This is a genomic window from Symmachiella macrocystis, from assembly GCF_007860075.1.
Taxonomy (GTDB): domain Bacteria; phylum Planctomycetota; class Planctomycetia; order Planctomycetales; family Planctomycetaceae; genus Symmachiella; species Symmachiella macrocystis.
The window spans coordinates 360,659-384,626 of record NZ_SJPP01000002.1 but is presented as its reverse complement, the minus strand read 5'-3'; the positions used below and the strand labels follow the sequence as shown (position 1 = coordinate 384,626).

General features: G+C 52.6%; 19 protein-coding genes. 13 read left to right on the top strand and 6 right to left on the bottom strand.

All coding sequences use genetic code 11. The features are described from left to right. Positions 1–5: 5 nt before the first annotated feature. The 3 genes from CA54_RS19555 (at position 6) to CA54_RS19545 (ending at position 2,738) form a co-directional block, all read left to right on the top strand. Positions 6–419 carry a hypothetical protein gene (locus tag CA54_RS19555; protein ID WP_146372685.1) on the top strand — a complete coding sequence of 138 codons (414 nt, stop codon included), beginning with the start codon at positions 6–8 and terminating at the stop codon, positions 417–419. A gap of 864 nt (positions 420–1,283) precedes the next feature. Next, the gene (locus CA54_RS19550; protein ID WP_146372684.1) at positions 1,284–1,532 is read left to right on the top strand and encodes a hypothetical protein; all 249 of its coding nucleotides are present in this window, start codon (positions 1,284–1,286) and stop codon (positions 1,530–1,532) included. A gap of 24 nt (positions 1,533–1,556) precedes the next feature. Next, complete coding sequence (locus CA54_RS19545) at positions 1,557–2,738, top strand: DcaP family trimeric outer membrane transporter (RefSeq protein ID WP_146372683.1); 1,182 nt, start codon at positions 1,557–1,559, stop codon at positions 2,736–2,738. Between the two features lie 240 nt (positions 2,739–2,978). On the opposite strand, the gene CA54_RS19540 is transcribed toward CA54_RS19545, so the two are convergent. Then, the gene (locus CA54_RS19540) at positions 2,979–6,311 is read right to left on the bottom strand and encodes a mechanosensitive ion channel domain-containing protein (protein ID WP_231963132.1); all 3,333 of its coding nucleotides are present in this window, start codon (positions 6,309–6,311) and stop codon (positions 2,979–2,981) included. Positions 6,312–6,577: 266 nt separating this feature from the next. Further along, a complete protein-coding gene (locus CA54_RS19535; RefSeq protein WP_146372681.1) occupies positions 6,578–6,868 on the bottom strand; it encodes a hypothetical protein in 291 nt (96 codons plus the stop codon). A 170-nt stretch (positions 6,869–7,038) separates the two neighbouring features. Here CA54_RS19535 and CA54_RS19530 point away from each other — a divergent pair, with 170 nt between their 5' ends. From CA54_RS19530 to CA54_RS19490, 10 genes are all read left to right on the top strand, one after another. Then, the gene (locus CA54_RS19530) at positions 7,039–8,121 is read left to right on the top strand and encodes a hypothetical protein (RefSeq protein WP_146372680.1); all 1,083 of its coding nucleotides are present in this window, start codon (positions 7,039–7,041) and stop codon (positions 8,119–8,121) included. 94 nt (positions 8,122–8,215) lie between these two features. Further along, entirely contained in the window at positions 8,216–8,467 is a 252-nt protein-coding gene (locus tag CA54_RS19525) for a helix-turn-helix transcriptional regulator (RefSeq protein WP_146372679.1), read from the top strand. 100 nt (positions 8,468–8,567) lie between these two features. Then, positions 8,568–10,067: a hypothetical protein gene (locus tag CA54_RS19520; protein ID WP_146372678.1), complete on the top strand. Its 1,500-nt coding sequence runs from the start codon at positions 8,568–8,570 to the stop codon at positions 10,065–10,067. 177 nt (positions 10,068–10,244) lie between these two features. After that, positions 10,245–10,460, top strand: a complete 216-nt coding sequence (locus CA54_RS29500; RefSeq protein WP_197532630.1) for a hypothetical protein — start codon at positions 10,245–10,247, stop codon at positions 10,458–10,460. Between the two features lie 49 nt (positions 10,461–10,509). Further along, on the top strand, positions 10,510–10,722 hold the full coding sequence (locus CA54_RS29495) for a helix-turn-helix domain-containing protein (RefSeq protein ID WP_197532629.1): 213 nt from the start codon (positions 10,510–10,512) through the stop codon (positions 10,720–10,722). A 13-nt stretch (positions 10,723–10,735) separates the two neighbouring features. Continuing rightward, positions 10,736–12,562, top strand: coding sequence for a tyrosine-type recombinase/integrase (locus tag CA54_RS19510; RefSeq protein WP_197532628.1), 1,827 nt, complete (start codon positions 10,736–10,738; stop codon positions 12,560–12,562). Positions 12,563–12,942: 380 nt separating this feature from the next. Next, entirely contained in the window at positions 12,943–13,599 is a 657-nt protein-coding gene (locus CA54_RS19505; protein WP_146372676.1) for a hypothetical protein, read from the top strand. A gap of 131 nt (positions 13,600–13,730) precedes the next feature. Continuing rightward, positions 13,731–14,858 carry a hypothetical protein gene (locus tag CA54_RS19500; protein WP_146372675.1) on the top strand — a complete coding sequence of 376 codons (1,128 nt, stop codon included), beginning with the start codon at positions 13,731–13,733 and terminating at the stop codon, positions 14,856–14,858. A 573-nt stretch (positions 14,859–15,431) separates the two neighbouring features. Continuing rightward, on the top strand, positions 15,432–16,853 hold the full coding sequence (locus CA54_RS19495; RefSeq protein WP_146372674.1) for a hypothetical protein: 1,422 nt from the start codon (positions 15,432–15,434) through the stop codon (positions 16,851–16,853). Beyond that, positions 16,846–17,142 (top strand): hypothetical protein, encoded by a 297-nt coding sequence (locus tag CA54_RS19490; RefSeq protein ID WP_146372673.1) that lies wholly within the window; start codon positions 16,846–16,848, stop codon positions 17,140–17,142. The genes CA54_RS19495 and CA54_RS19490 overlap by 8 nt, the downstream gene beginning before the upstream one ends. A gap of 443 nt (positions 17,143–17,585) precedes the next feature. Here the strand turns inward: CA54_RS19490 and CA54_RS19485 are convergent, their stop codons facing one another. From CA54_RS19485 to CA54_RS19470, 4 genes are read right to left on the bottom strand one after another with little or no spacing between them, the layout of a single operon-like run. Further along, positions 17,586–18,788, bottom strand: coding sequence for a phospholipase D family protein (locus tag CA54_RS19485; protein WP_146372672.1), 1,203 nt, complete (start codon positions 18,786–18,788; stop codon positions 17,586–17,588). Beyond that, on the bottom strand, positions 18,785–20,779 hold the full coding sequence (locus tag CA54_RS19480; protein WP_146372671.1) for an ATP-binding protein: 1,995 nt from the start codon (positions 20,777–20,779) through the stop codon (positions 18,785–18,787). Before CA54_RS19480 ends, CA54_RS19485 begins: the two co-directional genes overlap by 4 nt. 47 nt (positions 20,780–20,826) lie before the next feature. After that, the gene (locus CA54_RS19475; protein ID WP_146372670.1) at positions 20,827–22,782 is read right to left on the bottom strand and encodes an ATP-binding protein; all 1,956 of its coding nucleotides are present in this window, start codon (positions 22,780–22,782) and stop codon (positions 20,827–20,829) included. A gap of 1 nt (position 22,783) precedes the next feature. Beyond that, complete coding sequence (locus CA54_RS19470; protein ID WP_146372669.1) at positions 22,784–23,950, bottom strand: SIR2 family protein; 1,167 nt, start codon at positions 23,948–23,950, stop codon at positions 22,784–22,786. Positions 23,951–23,968 lie beyond the last annotated feature (18 nt).

Genomic DNA, 23,968 nt, shown 5'->3' with positions numbered 1-23,968 from the left:
ACCGGATGTACCCGCCACCAGTCAATAAAGAGGACAGTGTCCTAAATGTTGACCAGGCCGCGAAGCCCAGCGACAGCATGATTCGGGGCCTGAATGACATCCCGGACGCCTGGCCCGAGCTTCCGGCAAACAGTTCGCTGTCGGCTGAGATCGGATGGGTGCAGGCGAATCGGCTCCGGATTGTGGAAGAGAAGCCGGGCCATGCGACCGTGGTTCGGTTGGACCTGGCTCTGTCTCCTTCCCCCTCATGGGCGGCACTCGGCTGGCTCGAAACCAGCATCCGCAGCTACGCCAAGTACGTGGACGTGGCGGCCAAGGCCACGGCTTCTGATAATGGTGAAGCTGAGGTGTGGAGACGCGAACGCATGGCGATCGAGGAGGTGAAGGCGCTGCTCGACGAGATGAGGGCCGAGGGGTGATGATCTTCGAAAGGTCGATCGCCGATCCGACCGGAAATTGATCCAGACCGGTACCCCGTCTTACCTCCCCTAGTTCGGATATGCGTCTAAATTGCCGAATGAAATCCGCCGTCAAGATTGGCAAGGAGCGATTGCGTGGACTGCATGGTCGCAAGGAAACGTACGGCAGGGGACAGTCAGGCTTTCGAGCGGCGGCTTGTTTGATGCCTACCACCAGCTCCGGATTGGTTGAACGCGTCGAGTTTCTCGCGCAAACTGTGGATCGGACCGCAGGGTTTCTTGAGCGACCAGCATCCGTGGTGTTTATTACACAATGCTCGCTCGTGGGTTGAGAGTTCGCGTCCGGCACGGGGAGCTCGTTTCTTTCCTGCGGAAAGAAACTACAGACCAGTTAACGCCCTGCACCGAGAGATCGGTTGCGGGGCGTTTTGCGTTTCTGGCCTTTTTTTGCAGAGGTTCGCGACGATCTGGTCGCTGGCGGAAAAGTCTCTGTTTTCAGAGAGAGCAACCGGGCCAAAACTCTCGGACTCTCAAATTAACAGGGGGCTTGGAGTTAACAACCCGGTCCCTTTCGGGGGCTGGTTTCGTCAATTCGAAATGATGTCTGGTATGCGCGGCTTTTGCAACGGGCGTCGTTTCTAAGTGGTTATACAAAGGAGTCTTTAATTCCAAGCATTGTTGAGATTTCTTCTACCTGACAACGGAATAGTGGCGAGACGGGAGACGAGTACAATCTGTCTCAAAATCCTAGGGTTTGAATCGAATGGTATGGCATCCTCAAATCACAGGCTCATATTTTCGTATTGTGGCTCTTCTGCTAAACTCCGCACTCCTCTCTCAATCCCCGTCTCATTATGATGCACGATGCGCATAAATCCTGGAATATGGACGCTCTCTATTGCCATCTTCACCGCGACAGTTGCGCGGGCGCAGGATGAGTTGACTCCGATTGTCCCGATTTCACCTGATAGACTCATCAGCATTGAATCATCGAATGCACAAAGAGCTTCCGCGGAGGAAGGATCTGCTTCGGGCGAAGTCGGGATGACGGATGAAGTAGGTGATGAGTCCGAAGCTGGCTTTGCCAAAATCACACAAACAGGATCGTTTTAGCAGCCTGGCTCGGATGTGCCGGACATGTATTTGGGTGACGCGCAAAATGTTGATCCGGAGCGGTTTGCTGGGCAGTTTTCCTCCGACTCGCAGCGGTTTGAAATTGGCGTAGATCTCTATTCTGCTCCCGAATTCGAAGGCGGATTGATCATTTTCGGTCGCAATGTGGCGATGAAGATTGGCGGCTTGGTCAAGGCGGACTTCATCTACGACTTCAATCCTATCGATTCGACCGACTCTTTCGTCACCACCAGCATTCCCGTCGGCGCACCGCCACGGACCAACGCCCGATTTCACGCGCGGCAATCGCGGCTGAGCTTTGATACCCGTTGGAAAACCAGTGCTCAGATCGTACGGATCTACGTGGAAGGCGATTTTTTCAGCGACAGTGACCGCTTTCGTCTAAGGCATGCCTACGGGGAAATTGGCTCGCTGCTAGTGGGGCAGACCTGGACCACGTTCACAGATGTGGCGGCGGCTCCGGCGACACTCGACTTTGAAGGGTCCGTCTCCAGTGTCAACCGACGCCAGGCGCAGGCTCGTTGGACGCAGGCGATTCTGAGTGAGGATTTGACGCTGGCCTTGGCAGTGGAGGACGCGCGGTTCATTATCGAGACACTTCCGGGCGTCGACATCGCGCCACGGAAGCCATCTCCCGACTTCGCGAGCCATTTGCGTTTCGAGCAGGAGTGGGGCCGATTTCAGGTCGGCGGTTTATACCGCATCGTGGGCGGACAACTCGTGGGGGAGAGCACCGAGCAGTATGGTGACGATATGGAAACCCTCCCTGCCTGGGGCGTGAACATCACCGGTGTTGTACTGCTGACGGATGTCACGAAGTCATATTTCCAGATCTTGGTGGGCGATGGGATCGGCAGCTACCGTAGCCTGCCGGATGCCGTCCCCATTTCGGCGGATCAGATCGGACTGCTGCCCATTTTCGGTTGGATGGTCGGATTCACTCGCGACTGGAACGATTCGCTGAGTTCGAACTTTACCTACGCTGAAAATAATCTCGACACCTCCGATTTTCAGGCCGGTGATGATGTCCAACGCACGACGTACCTAGCCGCGAATCTGATCTGGAGTCCGTGGGAACGCGCAAAATTCGGGGTAGAGTATCTGTATGGTATCCGGGAGAACGTTGACGGTGCGGTTGGAGACGCGCACCGGGTTCAGGCCTCGTTCATCTTCGATTTACCCTAAACGAGCGTTTCGCTGTCATGCTGAGATCGCTTGCTTGCGAAATCATCTCGCGTTGGGGTTTTGTGGCCGATTTGTTCGTTACTCACAGCCAAATGCTGTTCTTGAATATGACCAACAGCACATCAGCAAGCCCATCGGTGTTACCTCATGCAATCCCTTGCATCGGCGCATGGAACGATTCGATGCATCCTAATGGCTGACGAGCTCCTTCTCCGATTCGGCGGATAGACTTCTTGGAATCTATCGGGAATGCGACGGTTGGTCATGCAAGGCTGGCGCTTCGAGACCGCTCATGGGCGAAGTGTGTTCCCAGCCACTGCGCAGATTGAGATCGCGTTGCGGAAAGGGAATCTCGATCCCGGCTGAGGCGAAACGCTTTTTAATTTCTGTGTGCAGTTCGGTGATCGTTCCTTCACGGCTGGCCCGGTCCGGCAGGTAGGCCCGCATTACTAAATTCAGCGAGCTGTCGGCAAACTGTTCAAATATTGCCGTCGGTCCAGGATCTGTGAGAATATTGGGATGATCAGCCGCCACGTCTAGCAAAATCTGCCGGGCTTGTTCGGTGTCGCTGCCGTAAGCCACGCCGACGGGAATCACGACGCGGTTCAGTGGGGTGCTCAACGTCCAGTTCACGATCTTGTTGGTAATTAGGGTCTTATTCGGTACAACCACTTCGCCCCTGTCCCAGTTTGTGATTATCGTCGCTCGGATCTGCATGCTGGTGACGGTACCGGTCACACCGTCGATAGTCACTACGTCGCCTACGCGAATGGGCCGCTCGAAGAGGAGTATGAGACCACACACGAAATTGGCGACAACCTCTTGCAACCCAAATCCAAGTCCGACGCTGAGAGCGGCAGCCAACCAACCGAATTGTGCCCAATCGACATGTACCACGCCCAACACCAAACTCAAGCCGACCGCAATCACCCCGTACTGACACAATGTTGTAATGGCGTTGCGGGTGCCGACTTCAATTGAGGTTGCGCGAAGGAATGCCAGTTCGAGTAAGCCGGGCAGATTCTGCACCACAAAAAATGTCACCGTCAACAGCAAACCGATTTGCAGTAATTCCAAAATCGAGAATGATTCGGTGAAGGGCAGGAGTATTGATCCCAACAGTTCTATCAAAGGAAAGCTCTGGGACCAGAAGATGATAACTGCCATTCCCACACCCAGCACATACAGCACTCTCAATAGTGTACGCGTCTGCTCACTGATCGAATCCAAGTCGAGTTCGTTCTCGTCGGGATCTACGGTCAAAATCTCTTCCGAAGCTTCCGCGTATTCCTCTGCTGCGTTGGCCTCTTGCCGCTCGCGACGTTCTTCGAGTTTCTCCGCGAACGCTAATCTGCGCTCTTTTATCATGAACCATCGCAGCGCCAACCCGTACACTATTTTGCCCTCCGCGATCAATATAACGGTTGTCATGAGCCCGATACTGAATTGTGTTGCTGTGATCAAGTAGCCCATGCATGCCAAGGCCATTAAGGCACTCGGGCACAGCAGCAGGAGCAAGAAAAAAGACCGCCGCAAGCTTGCGACGAATTTCTGGGTGTCACCGCTAGACAGCGAAGCAAGAATTCCGTTTGGCGCGACCAGAAGCCGCCAGTAGACGATTGTTATCCAAATGTGAGCCACCAAGAAACTCATTCTGGCGACGCTGGGAAAATATTTTGCCGCATTGCCGTATGCGAAGCTTGTAATCAAAACCAGGGCCGGAAAGTAAACTATGGCGAATAGTTTAATCGCGCTGCGAATTCGTGCCAGTGTCTCTTTGTTCCACCCAAAGTGTGCGGCGCCCAGGCCATTGGGACGACACACCACCATCAAGAACGCCGTATAGGAAGCGAGAGGCGTGGTCATCCACAAACCCCAATCCAGACCGCGCAGCCAATCGCTCGGGGCGGGGGCTTGCCCAAGAGCCCATGCAAAGAATCCGAATATGATCAGTGTCGGGGCGCAAAGCAAAAATGTCCAAAGTAAGGCCTTGAGAGTGTGAATGTATCGGTCCGTCGAGATGCGGCGAATCTGAACTCCGGTCGTTTCAAGTGCGGCGCCAAAACGCCTCCTCATCAGCAACAGTGCTACTGCAACGAGAATGACTCCTAGACATCGCATGGGCATGCGTCTAAAAATACTCGACAAGGCGTGTCCAAATTCGCGCCAGTGAGTTGCGGCAAAGCACCACCGAAGGCCCTCAGGAGTCTCTTTCAGCGTGCTCAGTCCAATTGGAGGACAACTTCGCATATCGAACCCGAACAGTCGATCTGAAACGTATTTTCTGACCTCTGCGGCTTTATCGAGATAGAGAGTTTTATCCCCTTCGAGCGTGGACACGGCACTGAACAGAGCGCTGTAGTGGCCCCGCAGTTCCTTCAGCACATCGTGTCGCCAAGTGATTAATTCTCGCGCTGCGTCCGTCGAGGACTCAGGCAGTTGACGCTCCAACACCGACTGATCACGCAGCTTTTGGTGAACCTGAAGGGATCCCAGGCGCAACTCCTCAAGCGATGACAGGCGAAGCATCCGCATTTCGTCTGGAGCGTTGAGCGCGCGGCTTTGTAGGCTGTACAGCAACTGCACCATGGCCATGCCACCACCCGACAACTTGACTTGCTGGCGGATGCTCTCAAACTCCGCCTTGAGGTCATTGGACTGGGTTTTGACTTTCTCGCGTGCCGCATTGACCTTTTTCAAGCTAAGGACGACGACTTCATACTCTTTGGCCAGCTCTTGCATTTCTGCGGCCATCTGAATTGCGGTCTGATCGTCTGGCGGCAACTCGCGGAGCAAATTCTCTACACGCTCGCTAAGGCGGCGCGACTTGTTGGCTAGACTTTGTTGAAACAAACGCTCCTGCGCCTTCAAAACCGCCACAGCGTTTTCGACCTGGCGTGCCAGTAACTCCTTTCGCGCTACGAGCCGTTCCTCGCGCGCAGACTGACTTAATTGCTCTTGTTTGAGCATCTCCAACTCACTACTGAGTTGCTTTTGCCTGGCCTGCAGCAACACGCGGTTGGCGATCCGCCGCGGCGATGCTGCTGCAGCGATTTCGGGTGCTGCAAACGCTGCATTGATTTCTGACAACTCTCGCTGAACCTCGGGAAGCCGAACGCTAATTTCGGCAGGTCGTCCCAAAAGGCGCGTCAATTCCGACGAGATTCTTGATCGTTCATCGGTCAACTCAGTCGCGACGGCACGCTGTCGTTCAACCTCCTGTTTGAGCTTATTGGCGTTCCCAGTTTGGCCCACTTGGGACACATCGGCGATCGTAGGAAGTGCCCGCAACTGGGCCTGAAATCCCGCGACACTCTCCGCCACGTCCATCATCGATTCGCGGTATTCCGCCACACGGGCGGTATTGTTATCGGCCTCCCGAAGAGCTTCGATAGCTTGCGTGTATATCGACTGAAGCTGGTTCTTCACGACGTCGTCGATCCCGGGATCCGATTCGATCGCAGCCAGCTTCGATTCGACCTCCCCCAAAGTCAACGTCGCATTCACATCCTTGTTCTTCTCAGTTGCTGGGCCGTTGGTGGTTGCTTTTGGCTCCTGCGCAACCAGCGGCATTGCGATAAGAACGGCGAAGCCGGCTATTACGAGTTTTTGAACTACACGTGGAATTCGATACATTAGGCTTAGTTGGGGCTCAAATTAGAAAATAGGTCTACCTTGATATTGTCCCCCAAATGCAGCTTATGGGCAAGAGAGCAGAACGCGCGACCTGATGACCTGCCCCCGGTAATGGTACCACTGGTTAAGTGGTAGTGTCGATCCAGTCGTGATTTGGCGATTACGTATGTTTTTGCATGCGGTTTGTTCCATCACACGCTCGCTCATCGACATCGCTTTTCGTAACTGCCACGAATGCCATTCCAAATTCTGCGCTGCCGCCGCCAATTCAAATCTACCGCAATCTGTCGCAATTCCCGCTCCGTCACCGCATCCTTCCCCTGCTCCACCGGCGGCAAGAACAATATTGCCTCCTGAATATGCGGCGCCAAATTCAGCAGATTCATGATCTGTGTCACCCGCACCCGGCTGACGTGCCCCAACCGGGCCCGCGCCGCCTGATTGGCCACCACGCCGTCCAACACCATCTGCTTGAACCGGATCGCCAGTGCCATCAGCTTCGAGGTGCGATTGCGTACACAATCGGGCCACTTGGCTGTAAACTGGTAGAATCGGGACGGCCAATCCGGTTGCAAACGGACAGGCCAAGCGGTTCTAGCGCGATGGATGCTTCGCCTTTTGCATCGTCGCGATGGAATCGGCCCGGACAAAAAGGCGACTTCTTATGCGACCATCTGAGTTTGAGGCGATCCACCCACATCTTGAGCAAGCGGTTGATGACATCGACTACTTCTTGACGGGGCTGGAAGAGCGGGAGAAGGTCGAAAGCGAACTGTCCGAGTTGTACGACTTGATGGCAGCTGACAAGACGCCCCCGGAAGTGGACGGGCGAGGAAAGCCCGTTCAGCTTACAGAGAAGCAAGAGAAGGCGCTTGCCGGACTAAAGCCCAACTGCTTTCAACTCATCACAGACGAACAAGCAGAGGCCCTTGCTGCGTTACCCGGCGAGCCGATGAGCGATGAGGGGTGGGCTGCCCTTCAATTCGCGTTGCGGGGCGGCTGGCGGGAATCGTCACGCCAAGCTGCTGCATGGCTGCGAAAGGCGGGAGAGACCGTTGAGGCGAACGGGACCGAAGTGGCGCTGAACGGACTCCCCGACGAACCGAATGATGCGACAGAGCTACCAGATTGGCTTGAGGCCATGCGCACAGCGGCCGAGTACGTGAAGACGATCTTGATGCAGTACCCGATCCAACGGCGGCTAACGCCCTCCACGGCGGACGGATTGACAGACCGCCTACTTGCCGGGCCGGACGATGCCGAATTGTCGCCCCGCGAACTGGCGCTACTGGAAGCGGTTCTGAAACAGCCGGTTTCGCTGCCACAAATGCAGCGGGCGAAGCAAACAACGGGCAAATCCGAGACGAACGCCAAGCTGAACAAGCTAAAGCAGATACGCGACTTCAACCGCAGCTTACAAGCGGGCCGGGAGGCGAGACAACAGGAAACCGAGCAAGCTAAAGCGGCAACGAATCAACAAGTTATTGAAGAGATTGAGCGGGAAACGCCCAAGTTGGATACCGAAAGCGTTGAATGGATTGCAGCTCGCCAAAAAAACGAAAGAAACTCGGGTTGCCGGTTAAGACATTACGCAATTACCGAGCCGCTTCAAAAGGTGGACGCAAAATGTCCGATGAAATGTTCGGAGTTGACCGCGACGGGCGACGCTGGCGACGACAAGGAACGCGGAAATCAAAGGTGTACTATTTCGTTCCAAGCCTTCCGAAGCGTTGAACGAAACCGTTGAATCAACGCTTTCAACGATTCGCTCCGATTAGATTGACACCCGATGATTCGACACGTCAGGCCGCAACCGTGTTGGCCTATCGTGAACTCGATTCATGGGGAATCTGATATCAAGTCAATCACCGCCGGCCGACTCGCCGGCAAAGCTGCTCGATGTGCAGGCCGTCGCCGGGTTGCTCGACTGCTCGACACGGCACGTCTACCGGCTTTCTGACGCCGGCCGAATGCCTAGGCCGATCAAACTGGGTTCGCTGGTTCGCTGGCCGCGATCGGTGATTGAACAATGGATTGCCGACGGTTGCCCCAAGGCCGCACGAAGGCGGCAAGGGGGCGACGATGCGAAGTAGCACTCCCAACAAGACGGCCCTGCCGCTCACATCCCAACAAGCTGATTGCGCCAGCGCCGGTAGGGAAGTTGAACATCACGACCAGGAAGGTAGGTGCCGCATGGACGGACTGAGGATTGAAGGCCTCCGGGGTGGTCGAAACGGTTCGGCGACGGTAACGGTCTCGTTGGGCCGCGAAGTGATCGAATGCCGCACGCTGAATCTGACCAAACCAAAAGACCGTGACGCATTTGTCGATGCGATTTGTGACGGGCGCGAGGGTATTGATCGTGATGAGGTGACAAAGAAATTGATTTGTCTGGCTGCGGATCTTGCGAAACCCGCAACGAAAAAATCAGCAGACAATGGCCGCGGCGATCCTGAGCAACTGCTGGCTGGAATGTCGAAATTCTCACGTGCCGAAGCACGGGCAATGCTTGAAGATCGGAACTTGTTGAAACGGAGTGTTGATGATGTGGCGGCGCTGGGCGTGGCCGGCGAGCGTCAACTGACAGCGACCATTTATCTGGTTGGAACGTCGCGGCTACTCGATTCACCATTGGCGGCGATCGTGAAAGGGCCGACGGCATCAGGCAAAAGCTATCTGATCCGGAAGACGACATCGCTGTTTCCGGCCGAAGCGGTTTTGATGGCAACGCAGCAAACTCCGCAATCGCTGTTCTACATGCCGCCTGATTCGTTGTCACATCGGTTTATTGTGGCCGGCGAACGATCGCGGGTTGAGAATGATGATACGGCCGAGGCGACGCGAGCCTTGCGTGAAATACTTTCCGAGGGACGACTATCGCAGCTCATTCCCTTGAAAGAAGGCAATCGGATGGAAACGAAGTTGATTCAACAAGATGGCCCGATCGCATTCATTGAATCGACTACGTTGACGAATATCTTTGAAGAAGACGCAAACCGCTGTGTGTTGCTTCACACCGATGAGCAACCGAAACAGACACAGCGAATCGTGCAACGGCTGGCGGCTGGCTACGGCGGCGGTGCGGCAACTGGGGACGAGCAGCGGATTGTCGAGCGGCATCATGCAGCGCAGCGGATGTTGAAGCAGTGGCCGATCGTGATTCCCTATGCGCCGCGACTAGGCGAATTGTTCGGCTTTGATCGCGTCGAAGTACGGCGGGCATTCCCGCAATTGATATCGATGGTACGGGCCAGCACGTTATTGCATCAGTATCAGCGGCAATTTGATTCCGAAGCCCGGCTGATCGCGTCGGCCGATGATTACCAGTTAGCCCGGTACTTGCTTGCTGGTCCAATGTCGCGGTTACTGGGCGGCCGAATCTCGGAACCCGCACGGCGGTTTGCTGACCGGCTGGCCGATCGATTCGCGGTTGATGAAAAATTCACCAGCAGGGAAGCAGCAAAGGGCGAATCTGCGACGCGACGCGCCGTTACGGGCTGGTTAGCGGAATTGTGTGAAGCCGGCACAGTCGAGCAACTGGAACCTCACAAGGGTAGCCGGCCCGCAACCTGGAAGCGCACCGCGGCGGAGTTGGATATTGCTGATGACTGCCCCGAATTGCCGGCGCTGGATGATGTGTTCCCTGATGGACACTTCCGACATTCCGACAAAGGGGAAGCTCATGTGGCGTAACTGCTTGCGTTGGATCGGGCGAGTATTCCAAGAAACTTCCGACGAGTCGAGAAGCGGTTGTCGGAAGCTTGCCGGCAGACACGAGAACTTCCGGCAAAGTGTGAGCGAACGCGCGGGAAAAGGCGCGATTCTTGGTTTGTCGGAATGTCGGAAGTTTAGCCAACAGATTGGATAGTGATGCTCGATTTGAATGCGATATTCGCCGACGAACCCGTGGTGGTTGTCAGGGCTGGTACGGCTGGAGACAACGCTCCTGGAACAGTGAGTTCGCAAGCGGATGTCGAGGAGCACTTCGAGGAACGGGCAGCAATTCTGGAATACGACGGCGGCTTGTCTCGAACGGACGCGGAGCGCAACGCCAGGAAACTCATCTTTGGGGATATTGACCAATAGCCAACACGCCGATAATGTGTGTATTGGCTGGCAAGCAACAGAGAAAGACATGGCAAAAAGACGAAAGAAATCGGAATCCTTCAGCGACCAGTTGCGACGGCTGATCGCTGAATCCGATTTGTCCCGCAATCAGATTTGCATTGCTGCGGAAATTGACCCTTCGCAAATGCACAGATTCGTACATGGAACTGGACGATTGACCAACGACACGATTGATCGACTGGCGACGGCTCTTAACTTCTGCCTCGTCATGAACGAGTGAAAGGTGGTGGACTGTGGCAACGCTATTCAAAAAGCAATTCACCAAACCGATTCCTACCGCAGCAAAGATTTTCACCCGTACGGTGAAAGGTGAAGCGAAACGGTTTGCACAATGGACCGACCGCAAGGGAAAACAACGCACGGCTGAACTGACCGCAGTCGGCGAGCGGCTCAAGTACGAAGCCGGAACATGGACTGCAAAGTTTCGCGACGGTGAAGGTAAGGTTTGCGAAGTAGCGACCGGATGCCGCGACAAACAGGCCGCACAATCGGTTCTTGACGAGTTACTGAGACGTTCCGAGCTGGTCAAGGCGAGAGTATTGTCGCCCCAGCAAGACAAGATCGCAGACCACCAACGAACGCCGTTGTCGGATCATTTGAAGGCATACGTCGAACACTTGAAGAGCCGGGGCGTGCACTCCGACCGCGTCAAGACGATGGAAACCCGGATGGAACAAACGGCGAATGCTTGCCGTTGGCGATGGCTCTCCGACTTGAACGTTGATTCGCGGGAAAAATGGCTTAGGACATTGACAGAGGAACCGATCGAAGATGAAACGCCTGCGAAGGCCATTTCTGCATCGGTTTACAACGGGTTCGTTGAGTCGTGGGTCGCGTTTGGCTTTTGGTGCATCGGAAAGCGTATGGCCGGCAAACGGTATCACTTTAACGGTGAAAAGCGGTTGTTGGTCAATCCGTTTGAAGGAATGGGACGACGCGATGCCAAACAAGACCGCCGCCGGATCGCTCGGGCGATGACCGAAGATGAATTGACGCGGCTACTCGATGCGGCAAGACGGCGCCCGCTGGAAGATGCGATGACGATTCGCACCGGACCCAGGAAAGGCGAAGTTGCGGCGAATGTATCAGACGAACGGACAGCGAAGTTGCGAAAGCTCGGTCAGGAGAGGTCGCTGATCTACAAGACGTTCGTGCTGACCGGGATGCGGGCCGACGAACTGCGGACGCTGAAGGTTGCCGACGTTTCGTTTGGAGATGTTCCATTCATCAAGTTGCAGCATACAAACGAGAAAAGCCGCAAAGGTTCGACCATCCCCTTGCGTAGCGACTTGGCCGCTGATCTGCGGGAATGGATCAAAGGCCACGACCGAACCGAAACCGTGTTCAACGTGCCGGCCGGCATCCTGCGAATCATGAACCGGGACCTAATAGCCGCGGGCATCGACAAGACCGACGCCGACGGCCGCATCATCCATGTTCATGCGTTACGGCATTCCTTCGGGACTCACCTGTCGCGAGCTGGCGTGGCACCCAGGGTTGCCCAAGCTGCGATGCGTCACAGCGACATTTCATTGACGATGAACACTTACACCGATGCTCGGTTGTTGGATACCGCCGAAGCGGTCGAAGCGTTGCAGATTGCTCGCGAAACCGATTCGCGAACGCTTGCACCAACGCTTGCACCAAACATGGGCATAGTGGGTCAAGTAGAGTCACACTCTGACCATTCGACCGAAGATGGCGGCGACGATATAGAGACGAAAGAAGCCCGCAAAACTCAGGGTTTTACGGGCCTTTCGTCAGTCGAGGTTTCAGAAGACCTATTGAACTTTTCCTCGCCTCGGTGGCTGAGTGGGACAGCCATGTTTCTCACCTCGTCATGGCGGCGTAGACGATCATGGCAGCAAGCCATCCAGCCTTCCGCTCCGATTGACACAAAGGCGACACCCGTGTCCTTGAGACACATTTCAAAGGGGAGTCACCATGTCAGAGAGTTCTTTTGGTTGCACGGTAGCCGATTACTTGGGACTTCAGGCCGCACGTCTGACCGCAACGAATCATTCATTGGCTGTACTGTCATTGCGGCTTTGCCCCTGTGATTCATACGAAGCGATAGCGATTCCGATCGTCCAAGACCAACTTGTTCGTCTGCGTGATGATATCAATGCTGTGCTGAGTGATCCCGAAAACTGGCTTCATCTTGCTGAAGAGCGATCAGCCAATGCGCCAGTCCCGGAAGGATTCGACAATCCTGTGGCAGCGTTTGAATCTCCGGCAGATCGGCAAGTCGGATAATTCTGGAATCCAGTAAACAACGCAAAATATCCGTCGTACCATGCGTTTGTAAGTAGCGGAGACCACCACAACTGACTCGCTGGATCGCACAGATTAAGTGCGCCTCAGCGAATCCGTGGGGTCTCCGTTTTTCGTGCGCTACTGAAACTCAAGCGTTGTACCAATATCCAGAAGGGGAAAAACAATGTCTGTAGAGATTACTCATGGGGCAAACCGTCTCACACTTCCCGTGGCAGGTCAGGCCATTCACGACGTGAAACGACAACTACGTGACGTGCTCAATGTTCGAGAAGCGGCAACCGCAGTGATCAATGGGCGAGAAGTATCCGACGAGTACCTGCTGAATGATGGCGATGTACTGGAGTTCGTTTTCCCAGTCGGAAGGAAAGGTGGAAATCATGACTACTGGTCTGAAAAAGAACTGATCGAATTCTTCGGGCCAGAACCAGTCGAGCGAATGAAGCGTGCTGGGATGACCACCACACCAGTGCCCGTAATGAAAGGCGAAGAGGTGATTTCATGGTCGAAGTGGTTGTTCGACTCTGATCACGATCCTTCAAACACCCTGAACATTCACGTTGAGATCGAGAAGGAACTTGTTCACGTAGATGGAATGACCTATCCGATCGATATGCCGCTTGCGGCCATCTTGAAATGCCTGATCGACGCCAAAGGCGAACTGCGATCGGCGCAGGACATGAAGAATGAATACCCGCAGTACATCATCGATGAGTCACTATTCCGGGCCATCAACGAAGGGCTGAAAAGACATCCGTCGGGCCTTGGCGAACATATTGAAGGTGTCAAGGGACGAGGATACCGCTGGGTGCCGCCGACGTAGCAGGTGCTTACAGGATTGTTCATGGGCGTTCCACGCTCGCACTCGTAGTCTTCCGGTGTCCGGCACAACCGCTGTCGAGACACCGGGAACAGGAGTCACGTGCTCCAAGTCATTATCGAGGAGGATTGCAAATGATTGACACAATCGCACAAGAGGTCAGAGACGTTGTTAGTCGTCTGGAGGCCATCGACCGGTCACTCAAGACCGACAAATCATCCGTAGAATCTCTGGAGACGGAATTTCAAACGATTTCGTCAATTGCTCGGCAGATTCGGCGTCGGTACATCCCAAATAAGTCGTCGGCAGTTCGAACTCGACAGAAAGATGAATCGACTGATCCGGCGCTCATGGAACTCAACGACACCTTGTCTATCGTGAGAGACCGAGTGAAAGGGGTGGCAATACACGGTCACGCCGGTTTCTACCTCTATGGACGAGCGGGAACATCGAAAACTTTTACCGTCCGGACAGCACTTGACGAACTTGAGAAAGATTACGTCTACCAGAATGGTCATGTCACTCCGATCGGTCTGTTCGAAGTCTTTGAACACAACCCGGACGGCATCATCGTCATCGATGACGTGGCGAGCATTTTTCAGCAGGCCACAGCAAGAAATATTCTATTGGCTGCTCTTGGCAGTCAACCCGATGGCAGCAGAGAGATCAGGTACACACGTAGCAACCGTACTGTCAGGGTTCGATTTCGAGGTGGTGTCATTGCCATCTCAAATATCGAACTGCATGGGGACGAAGTAATGGCCGCTCTCAAAAGCCGAGTTCAAACGCTGAATTACAATCCAACCGATGAGCAGATTGTCGCACTCATGCGCAGCATTGCTCAGAAAGGATACCAATTCGAAGACGCACGTATGACGCCGAAGCAATGCCAGAATGTTGCCGAGTTTGTCGTCGAACAAGGGCGTCGATTAGAAATTCGACCCGATGTTCGAATGCTGGTCGATAAGGCATTCAGAGATTTCATTTTGTGGAAATCAAAAGACTCTGAGACGCACTGGAAGGATCTCGTTCGAAGTTCAATGGAGGATCAATTGGTAAAGCTGGAAGTGGCCAGACGAAAACCAGTTCCGACGAAGGAAGAAGAAACGGAGTTAGAATTGGACCTGATTAGAACGCTGATTGAAAAAAACGAGTCACCAGACGATGTCGTGGCGGAGTTCATGAAACTCACCGGGAAAAGCAAACGCACATGTCAGCGCCGGATTCGGGAAGCCCGTATGGCAGGAGTGGACCAGCAGTAGTGCCAGCTATTAAGTCTTGTCGTTTTGTCATTCTGACGTGTGACATTGTGCCAGAATGACAAAACGCCAACGGCTGTGTTCACCGGGACTGACTTACCGATGAGTCGTGTACGTGCCGGGATTCGCACGCTTCATCTCAGTGATTGGGTTGCAGCGCTGGGGACTTGTGATGACCAATGTCAGCTAGTCCCAAGTCAGTCCTTTCTTTGCATCGACGCCTCTTTGACATTCACCATAGCACGTGTGTCAGAATGAAGCTGTCACAGGGACGACAGCCTGACTCGTGATTGAGCGGGTCGTGACGCTTCAATCAGTAGGACAATGCTGTTCTCGACCGCCGCAGGCGAAAAAGCCTCGTGGCGTTACGAGGTTTCTTATTGAACCAATTTCTGATGGTTCCTTCATCTTTCTTAATGCGCCACTCTTTTTGATGGTTTGAGGAAGGAACGCATCACTGGGCGGAAAAAGTGCGTCACTCATGCGTGAAAAAAAACATCACAGTTTGGAAAAAATGCGCACTAGCTGCATATCTACCTGTGAGCACTCATTCTTGAGTTGAACGAAAGGAGAAATATGAATGTTCACACACTGATGCAGAAAGTTGCATATCTGAAGCTATTGACCGAAGAGAAGCATGGAGAGTTTCGAAAGAGGCTGACACTGACTCGTCCAAATAAGTGGTTCTACGAGCGAGTCGTATTTTCATATTTGGCATACCGGTCACGCATCGGAACTGGAGCGACTGTGAGAAAAATTGCCAAAGAGACGAGCATCTCACCTCGAACAGTTTCGACAGCGTTGAAAAACCTTAATAGTCTTGTTGCGAAGAATGGTCGCACGGTTTCCTTGAATGACCCTGATCCTCAGTGGTTTTTGCCTCTTGAGAATCACGAGGGAGAACATTGGTCGGACGGGTGTTGTTATGTCGGTCTATTGGTTCCAAGGAAAGCGGCGAAGATCACGTATCGGCAAGTTGAGCGGCGTTTCGGGATTAACCACTCCGCTGTATTTTCAATTCTGATCAGTCTGTCTGGAAAGAGTGCGTACACGCTCACGACGGCAACCGGAATATCAACTTTGCTCAATGGAATTCATCGAAAGACAATTTCGTCGGTACTTGTTGACCTCGATCAGCTTGGACTGATAACGAGAGAAACATTCGGTGATCGAATGCGAGTCAATCTACTCGACATCAAGGAATCCCATTTGGATCTATTCCGGCTGCAACCGGAGCGACAAAAAATCGAAAAGAAGGAACCCACACCACCTGCTGATCGGAATGAGTATGAGTTGCGAGGCGACGGTTACGATGAACGCCGCAGAGTCTGCATTGGGCTAATGACGCAGCGAATGGCTGAACAGGCAATTGAACTTTCAAAAGAACTGAACGAAACCGATGACCAGTTTCTCGAATTCTTTTCCCAGATCAAAGCCAGAGATCAGAAGAATCGAGAGAGTGGAAAGCAGGCTCGCAGTAACATCGGTGCCTTCCTGATCAGTTGTTACAAAGGAAGAGTTGAAGCCATACGACAGGCACGTGCGGAACAGGAGGCTCTCGAATCGCACCAGCAGTGGCTAAGAAGCGATGAATTTCAAGAACAACAGCGACGAGAACAAGAAGACGCTGCCGCAGACCCGCTCCACAAGAGGCATGTCCTTACGACGGACAGTATTCTTGAGCGTGTGAAATTCGATGGTCACGCAATAAGGAATCATCAAGCAGCAGCCAGCCTGCTAAACGACTACGAACGCCACCTGCGGAACTTCATGGTTCGAGACGATCACGTTGATCCACTCATCGTTAGACAGTTGAGTTTGAAGGTGGCGAGGTCTCATCTCTGTCTCGTACTGGCGGATCTCAATCATCACTACACTCAGAAAACATGGGCATCGACAGCAGAATTCGTTGCAGGCATCAATCGGGTGCTCAGAAACATCGAGCAGGACGTACCAACATTCGAATGGTCGTCAGTGAAGGAGGTAGCCCATGCGTGATCGAGTCAGAGTTGTCGTATTCGACGACGAGATTTGTGTTTCGGATATGGATCGCAATCGGCTACACCTCGAATACTCCGAAGCATTTGAATTCTGCGTCGAAATCGAGTTCCTCAAAATGATGGATGAGATTGACGGCAACCACACCGAATCGTATTCACATCGTGGGCTGCGCATTCCGGCCTCTCAAGTTCAGGATGTTGCCGATGATATCAGCCAGTGGTTGAGGCAATTCCGGGTTAAGCCAAAACCAAAGAAAGAAGTTGATTGGAGTCGTGAAGGGTTTTGATGGTGGTGTGAATACATACCTGCATGAATGGCAAATGGTATGGCACGAACGAATGGCGAATGGTCCGAGATTACGTCTGGCAGAGGGAGCACGGCTTGTGCTTCCTCTGCCATTCTCCCGGACTGGATTGTCACCACCTGAGCTACAAGTACGGTTTTTACAATACCGAATGGGTGATACTCACATGTCGAAAGTGCCATCAGGTGTGGCAGGGGCGATACCCCTCGCACGTGCCTGACTCAAATCCGCAAAAGAATACTCTGGTACGCATTGCTGAGATTAAGAGGTGTCTTAGGGGCAATTCGTCTCGATGGGCGCATTGACGCATCTCGACGAGACCTTGGTCTGTCCCTGCGGCTGCCTGTGCTTTGTTCGTGAAGACCAACACGTTCTGAATGTGATTGAAAATCGCAGGCTGAGATCGCTTACCTTGGTAAGAAGCTTCACTTGGGATCGTAGAACATCACGTCCAAGAAGGCCGCACGTCCATGCCAGATTCGCTTCTGGTGCGGGTCGTGGGGTTCTGGTGCATTCCACCAGTTTGAGTCCATGAGGCGTGCGACGATGAGGCCCCAGTAATCATCCAGTCCGACATTCTTGGAAATCTTGAATTCTTCGCACAGCTTGTCTCGATTTTTGCTGTCGAGGCACACGAAACAATCAGGCCGCTTCATCGCCAGTAGGCGTGTGGCCGTGCCAACACCAACATTGTCAAAAGCATGTCCTATTTTGGTGAGGTACTGGTCGAAATGTTCCTCGGTCACTTTGCCTGTCAGCGGTATTTCGTCCAGAGCTTCAGAGATCTGGGGAACATTATTATTGATAGCCTGCTTGAAATATCCGTGGCCCTTCATGCTCCCGAACCAGAGCCAGTCGATTTGCTCGGTTTCGTAGATCCCTGCGATTCCACGTCGTGAATCATCATTCATGTCAGAAAAATGATCATGACTTGAGAAAAAGCCGTTTGCGGTTTCCAGCACACGAAGCCTGCCTTCGGTAGTGTGGACTCCTTTGTCGTCTTTGACGGTCCCGTAATACGTGGGCCAGTCCATCACGAAGATCGCCACATCCAATGGTGATGTCTTTGGCTTTTTCTTCTTTGTCGTCGCTGTGTATGTGCCAGATAAGGATTCGAGCCGACGTTGCTGTCGCTTCCACATTGCTCGATACCCACTCAAATCCTGCTTCGTGAGTGTTCGAGCAGAATCCATCGCAAAGTAATCGTTCAACGTTGAATCGATGGAAAGGTAGTTGCTGTTTTCGACATCATCATTTTTGTCGAATGCAACTGCGACTTCCGAATTTGACGAAAGACCGCCTTTGGTGAAATTGGAACTTCCCGTCACACAAAACCAATTTCCACCATCGTGCTCGAACAAGTACATCTTCGGATGGAACACGCCATCAGGATTCATCACAAATTTGACGTTCGGATGATCGAGAAACTGTTCGATAAAATCGGGATCGGTTTGATAGAAATGAATGCCGATGATCAACTGGTCAATCTTGTCCTTTGACTCAACCAGTTTCGTGAACAACTTTGTGTTGCATGAAGCCCATGCCACGGCCCATCGAAGTGATTTGCATGTTGATATCTGTTTTGCCAGAACCGATTCGACCTCTGATGGGCTAGAAAGAAATTTCATTCGACATCCGAGTCTGAGGTCGTGGTTGCAGTAGGTTTGGCTTCGTCAGGTAGAAGGTGGCTAAATTTATCACGCAGATACTGCATCCCCTCGGAGTTGTCTGACACCTTCAGTTCAAGCCGACTCTGAATCCAGTCAAGACGGACTTTTGCGGCATGGATTACCTGAGACCACGTTAATGCCCAAATGTCGTATTCGTCGGCGCTGGTAACATGGCCCACTTCTCGGTTGCGTTGGTTCACATCCGCCTTCGCATCAGCGGCGATGCCGTCGCTAAGAACTACGAATTTCCATCGAGTTCTCTCTTTGTCAAAATACTTGTTCTCAACGACCTTGCTTGCGTAGCGTTTCACTTGCCCTATTTCAGTTTGTGACACGTTCACGGTCGGTCGTTTGAGTTCAATGACCAAGTGCTCAAAACGATCATCGCTTTTTCTGAGATATTGCCGCCACAGTAGAAGGTCTGGGACATCATCAAGATCCTTAATCGTCTTCTTCGTTTGAGCATCAAGTGGTGATAGGCCAAGAACTTTTCGATGTTCTCCAAGAACGGTCTTGAGGCTTACATCGTCACCTCCGAGCGTGTACTCGTCACCGAAAAGCCACAGTTCCTCCACGAGTATTCGATGCAACTGTGTCCGCTCCTTGAGATGTTTGCGGATGGTCTTTTCGTGAAGGATCTGCTCCAGACCGTTGATAAATGCCAGTCGATCAGAAACTGTCTTGGCCGATCCAATGATTGCTCCAAGACTTGTCTTTCCCAGCAAATGCAAAAGATCATCCTGTTGCTCTTCTGTGAGCTTCAAGACTTCTTGCAGAATGTGACCAAGGTTGGATGGATTACTTTCGAGCGTCTCTCGCAGCAGACGATAAGTAAATTTTCGAGACCCTTTATCAACACTGTCAAACTGTGGCAGGAACTCGTGAAGTGTCGCAGCACAGATGTCGAACACATGTTGTTCTGCTTTTTGGACCGGGTTCTTTGGCACATGAGAATATGGGTAGATGCCTTCCTTACGAATGCGTTCAGCAACATGCTGAGCTTCTTCAGCTTGTCGCTGTCGGAAGTAATCACGAACCTTCGCTCTGGCGAGTTCCTTGATTCTCCGAACCTGCTGACTCAAATCGCCAAGTGCAAGACCGCCATCGTCGTGCAATGATCGTACGGAATCGGAGAGGACGTAAGCGCTGAACGAAAAACGAACTCCCTTCAAATCCAGCTTGGTTTCATTTAGTGAAACGCCATGTTCGTCACACCAAAACAGCGAGCCCTTTCGAGTTTTGTTCCATTCCAAAACTCGAAGGTCAAAATTCAGTGGCTGCTCTTCATCTGTGCCCTTGTCGCTCACCTTAATTAGCTCGTTGCGACTCACAGAACGTTCGACATCAAGTTCCTCGCCGTCATAGATGATACGGATTTCTGGGTGCCCCATCAGGTAAGGAGCAAGACGGTGTGAGAGACTTGAGAGACGACTCTCGTTATCTAAACCAATGGCGGCATCGTGGAGATCTTCGATGACCACTACACAACCCGTCGTACCGCTATGCGATGTCGGTGGTCTGATTGAAGCTGACTTCAACTTCGCACTGTTTAGCACGATGGAAAACTCAGTCACGCTACCGTTCGCAAGAGGGCGGCTGATCCATTCGACTTTTCTGCCGAGTGAAAATGCCTTGTATCTGCCTTGCCCTTCTTTTCCGTGATACGGCCTTTCGAGCTTTGGGCTTCGTCGCCTTAGCCGCTTCATCGATCCACCAATGCTGCCAAAAATCGTTTCAGCATCGTCAGGCGAAATTCCATGCCCATCATCTGTGACAGTGATTTTCGTTATGCCGTCGATTTCATTCCGGTCAAACTCGATCTGAATCGTTGAAGCTTCAGCATCGATCGCATTCCAAATCAGTTCTTCGATTGCTTGATCTGCTGAGACCTTTGCAATCTTCTCAATAGCATCGGATTCAATTCCAACTTCGATCGTCTTGGTTTTCATTATGTCTTTCCGACCCGTTGAAGATCCTTCGTGCCGTGCCCTTTTTCTTATGCTCGTTTAATTGTGATTGACACCGAAGCTGCATCCACGTCGGTAACCTCCCACTCAATCTCGCAACATGTGAAAATTGTTCCCTCTCCAACGTCAAAGCTTGAATCGTCATCAAAGGTCAATTCACATGTGACGCCATCAGCGGTCTCTCCATCTGGAAGCTCGTATTCACCTTCTTCAAAGCCACTCATGGAAACGATTCCAAAATCTTCATTGGGAAGTGACGATGCATCGATTGTTTTCGGGTGAGACCAGCAAACCTGATAGTTCGGTCCTTGTGAATCCGGCTTCGCCTGTGGCTTGCGGACTTGAATCGCCATTGGCACAGGAATATCGACGCCAATGACAATGGCCTCTCCGGGGCCAAGTGTTGGCAAGAAGGCAGCAGCGGAGCGGTCGATTTCCCCTGCGGCTCGTTCGACAACCTCCCGGTCACGATCGTTGATTAGACGATGAACGATCAGTGTCCCCATTTGGCTGAGAACATCCTGCGGAATGTCACGAGGGCGTTGTGTAGCGATACAAATTGACAATCCGTATTTTCGTCCTTCCTTGGCGACAAGTCCGAAAGCGTCTAGTTCCACCTTCAGGTAATCGTCGCCAACTGTTCGGTTGAGAAACTGATGAGCTTCGTCAAGAAAGACGACCAAAGGTTGTTCTTTGAATCTTCCCTCACGTGCCTTGTCCAATAGCACACGACCGATTCCATTCGCCACTACTTCACGTGCATGATTCCCGAACGGAACATTCCGAAGAGATATCCGAAGCAGGCGAGCGGTGTCATCGGCAACAAAGTCGTCGATTGCGTCGGCAACTGTGGTCATATCGTCTGTCTTGAACACACAAGCGTAATCGGCAGATGCCGTAATGCTCTCAATTCGCATCATCAAGGGAAGGCAGTAGCCTTCATCCTGTTGGTTGCCGTCTCCGTATCGTTCGTCGCTGTTTCGTGCATACGGCCATATGCATTCTTCACGAATCTGCTTCGCCAATACATCAACCGCAAAGAACGACCTTGGCGATTCAACATACTCTGCTTGCTCAGCGAAGGCCGCTTCCACTGGCTCTCGTCTCGCACCACGCTTGATGAGGTTTCCATTTTCGTCCGACATGTCATCACAGCGCTGCATCAATCTGAGGCTTCGTATCGCTTCACGAAGCTTTGGGCCTTGCGATTGACTGTTGGGCCGAAACAGTGCAAACAGGTCACTTTCGATCATATCTGAATGAGGGAAGGCAACCTTTTCGGCTGTGTCTGGGAGGCGGGGGCCTTCGCCAACTGTCACATGATGAATGGACTCATCTTCAAGTCGCCAGAATTCACCAGTTGCATCCAACAGGATCAGTTTTGAATTATGGCGAGTAGCCTCTTCGAGAAGGCGTGCAACTGTCCAGCTTTTCCCCCCACCCGTGGTTCCCAGCACCGCACAATGGCGACCGAATATTTGCTCGGGTGTCACACCTAGAGTTACAGAGTGGTCATCCGTTAGACACGCAAACGACAACTCAACAACATGCGGATTGTCCTTGGTTCTGCCTGAGTCAGCGATCAACCACCGTACCAACTCAGGGTGAGCAGAGTAGATCCGACTACCGAGTCGAGGATAACGACTTATCCCTGCAAGAGCCTTTGTCTCAGCGAGATCTATCGTTGCCAAAAGCTGTACGGTTCCAACTGGATGCAAATCGCCTTGTGATCCAAGCGAAGGTTCGACGGTGAGCCTCTCACGTTCCGGTAATCGAACATCAAGGACTCGACCGAAAACGGCTAACTCATCGCATTCAACAACGACGAATTCTCCGACCTCGCCACCAGCGACTCGGAGACCATGATGTAGCCGACTTCCACTATCTCCCGCTCTTGGAAGATTTGCACGAACAGAGCTTGGGCCGACCTGCGTGACTGTGCCGATGTATCGCTGGTCATCAAAGGGATGTGGCAGATCATTCATCTCATGCCTCTCCCCGCATCCGTCGTCGATGCCGCTCTTCTTCCGTTTCCGAGATAAGATCCGGGATGAGCGGCACAAACTGTTCGAACGTGCCAGCGACCAATGACAACCGGGAGTCTCCCGACTCAATCAAGCCCTGAATTTTCTCTACGGCTTCACCACCAGCAGTTTCCAGCGACGGCGATACCACGATGGTGCGAAGCCCGACATTACTTCTGATCGCTGACAAGATCGGCTGTGTGAGGTGTTTGTCATTGAAGCCGAATCCAACGACGAGCAAGGAAGTTTCTGTTTGTCGAAGCGATGACTGGAACCGAGAAATCAGATCAAGAAAAGGAGACTCGTACGACAACTCAAACTTACTGTGCCGTGGGTAGATCAACACTGGATCATCGGGGGCTTCGGTCTTAATGATCCGTTCACCCTTGTTTTGCCAATCAATGCTTCCATGAACCTTTAGCAGATGAAAGACATTCTGGATGTAGTTTGGAGACGAGCCGTCATCATCTCGTCGAACAAAATCGTAGGCGAAATAGCTGCTGTCGAACTCTTGCGGGATTGTGTGAGAGAATCCATCGACCGTGACGAAATGTATTCGACTCGCTGCTGTTTCAAACGCCAAGTCGTAGTTCGTAGTGAACAATTTTGTTCGAGAATGTTTGGTTGGCCTACGTGCAATTCGACGAAGAAAGGCTTCGTGGACATCCAGTGCAATATCATCAGATACGAAGTTGCACAACTTGCTGATCACTGCTTCAGCTTTGCGAATGAACATCGCAACATTCTTGTGCCGTTTGAATTCTTGAGAAAGAAGGCATTTCGACAGCAATAGCTCGATGTCTTGTTTGTAAACATCTTCTCCCGTGTCTTCGTCTTCAACCATCGATTGACCGACATGTTCACACACCCACTTCAGTCGCTCTTCTGTAACCTCTTCCTCGATGCCGTTCCAAAGATCCCACATCGTGGGTGCCAGTTTGCTGTCGTCTTCACCTTTGATGCAGAGCGACGTACCCAGTCCCGTCAGAACAATGAGGTTCTGGCTGCGAAGAAAGTCGGTCAATGACTGCTTTAGCTGCTCCTCGCAGCCGGGAGAATCGTCGTCCTCATCCTCTGAGGCGAATACGTCCGCCCATACCCCGTTGGTAAATCCCCCAAGTGCCCTCATTTTGATTCCTCAGTTATT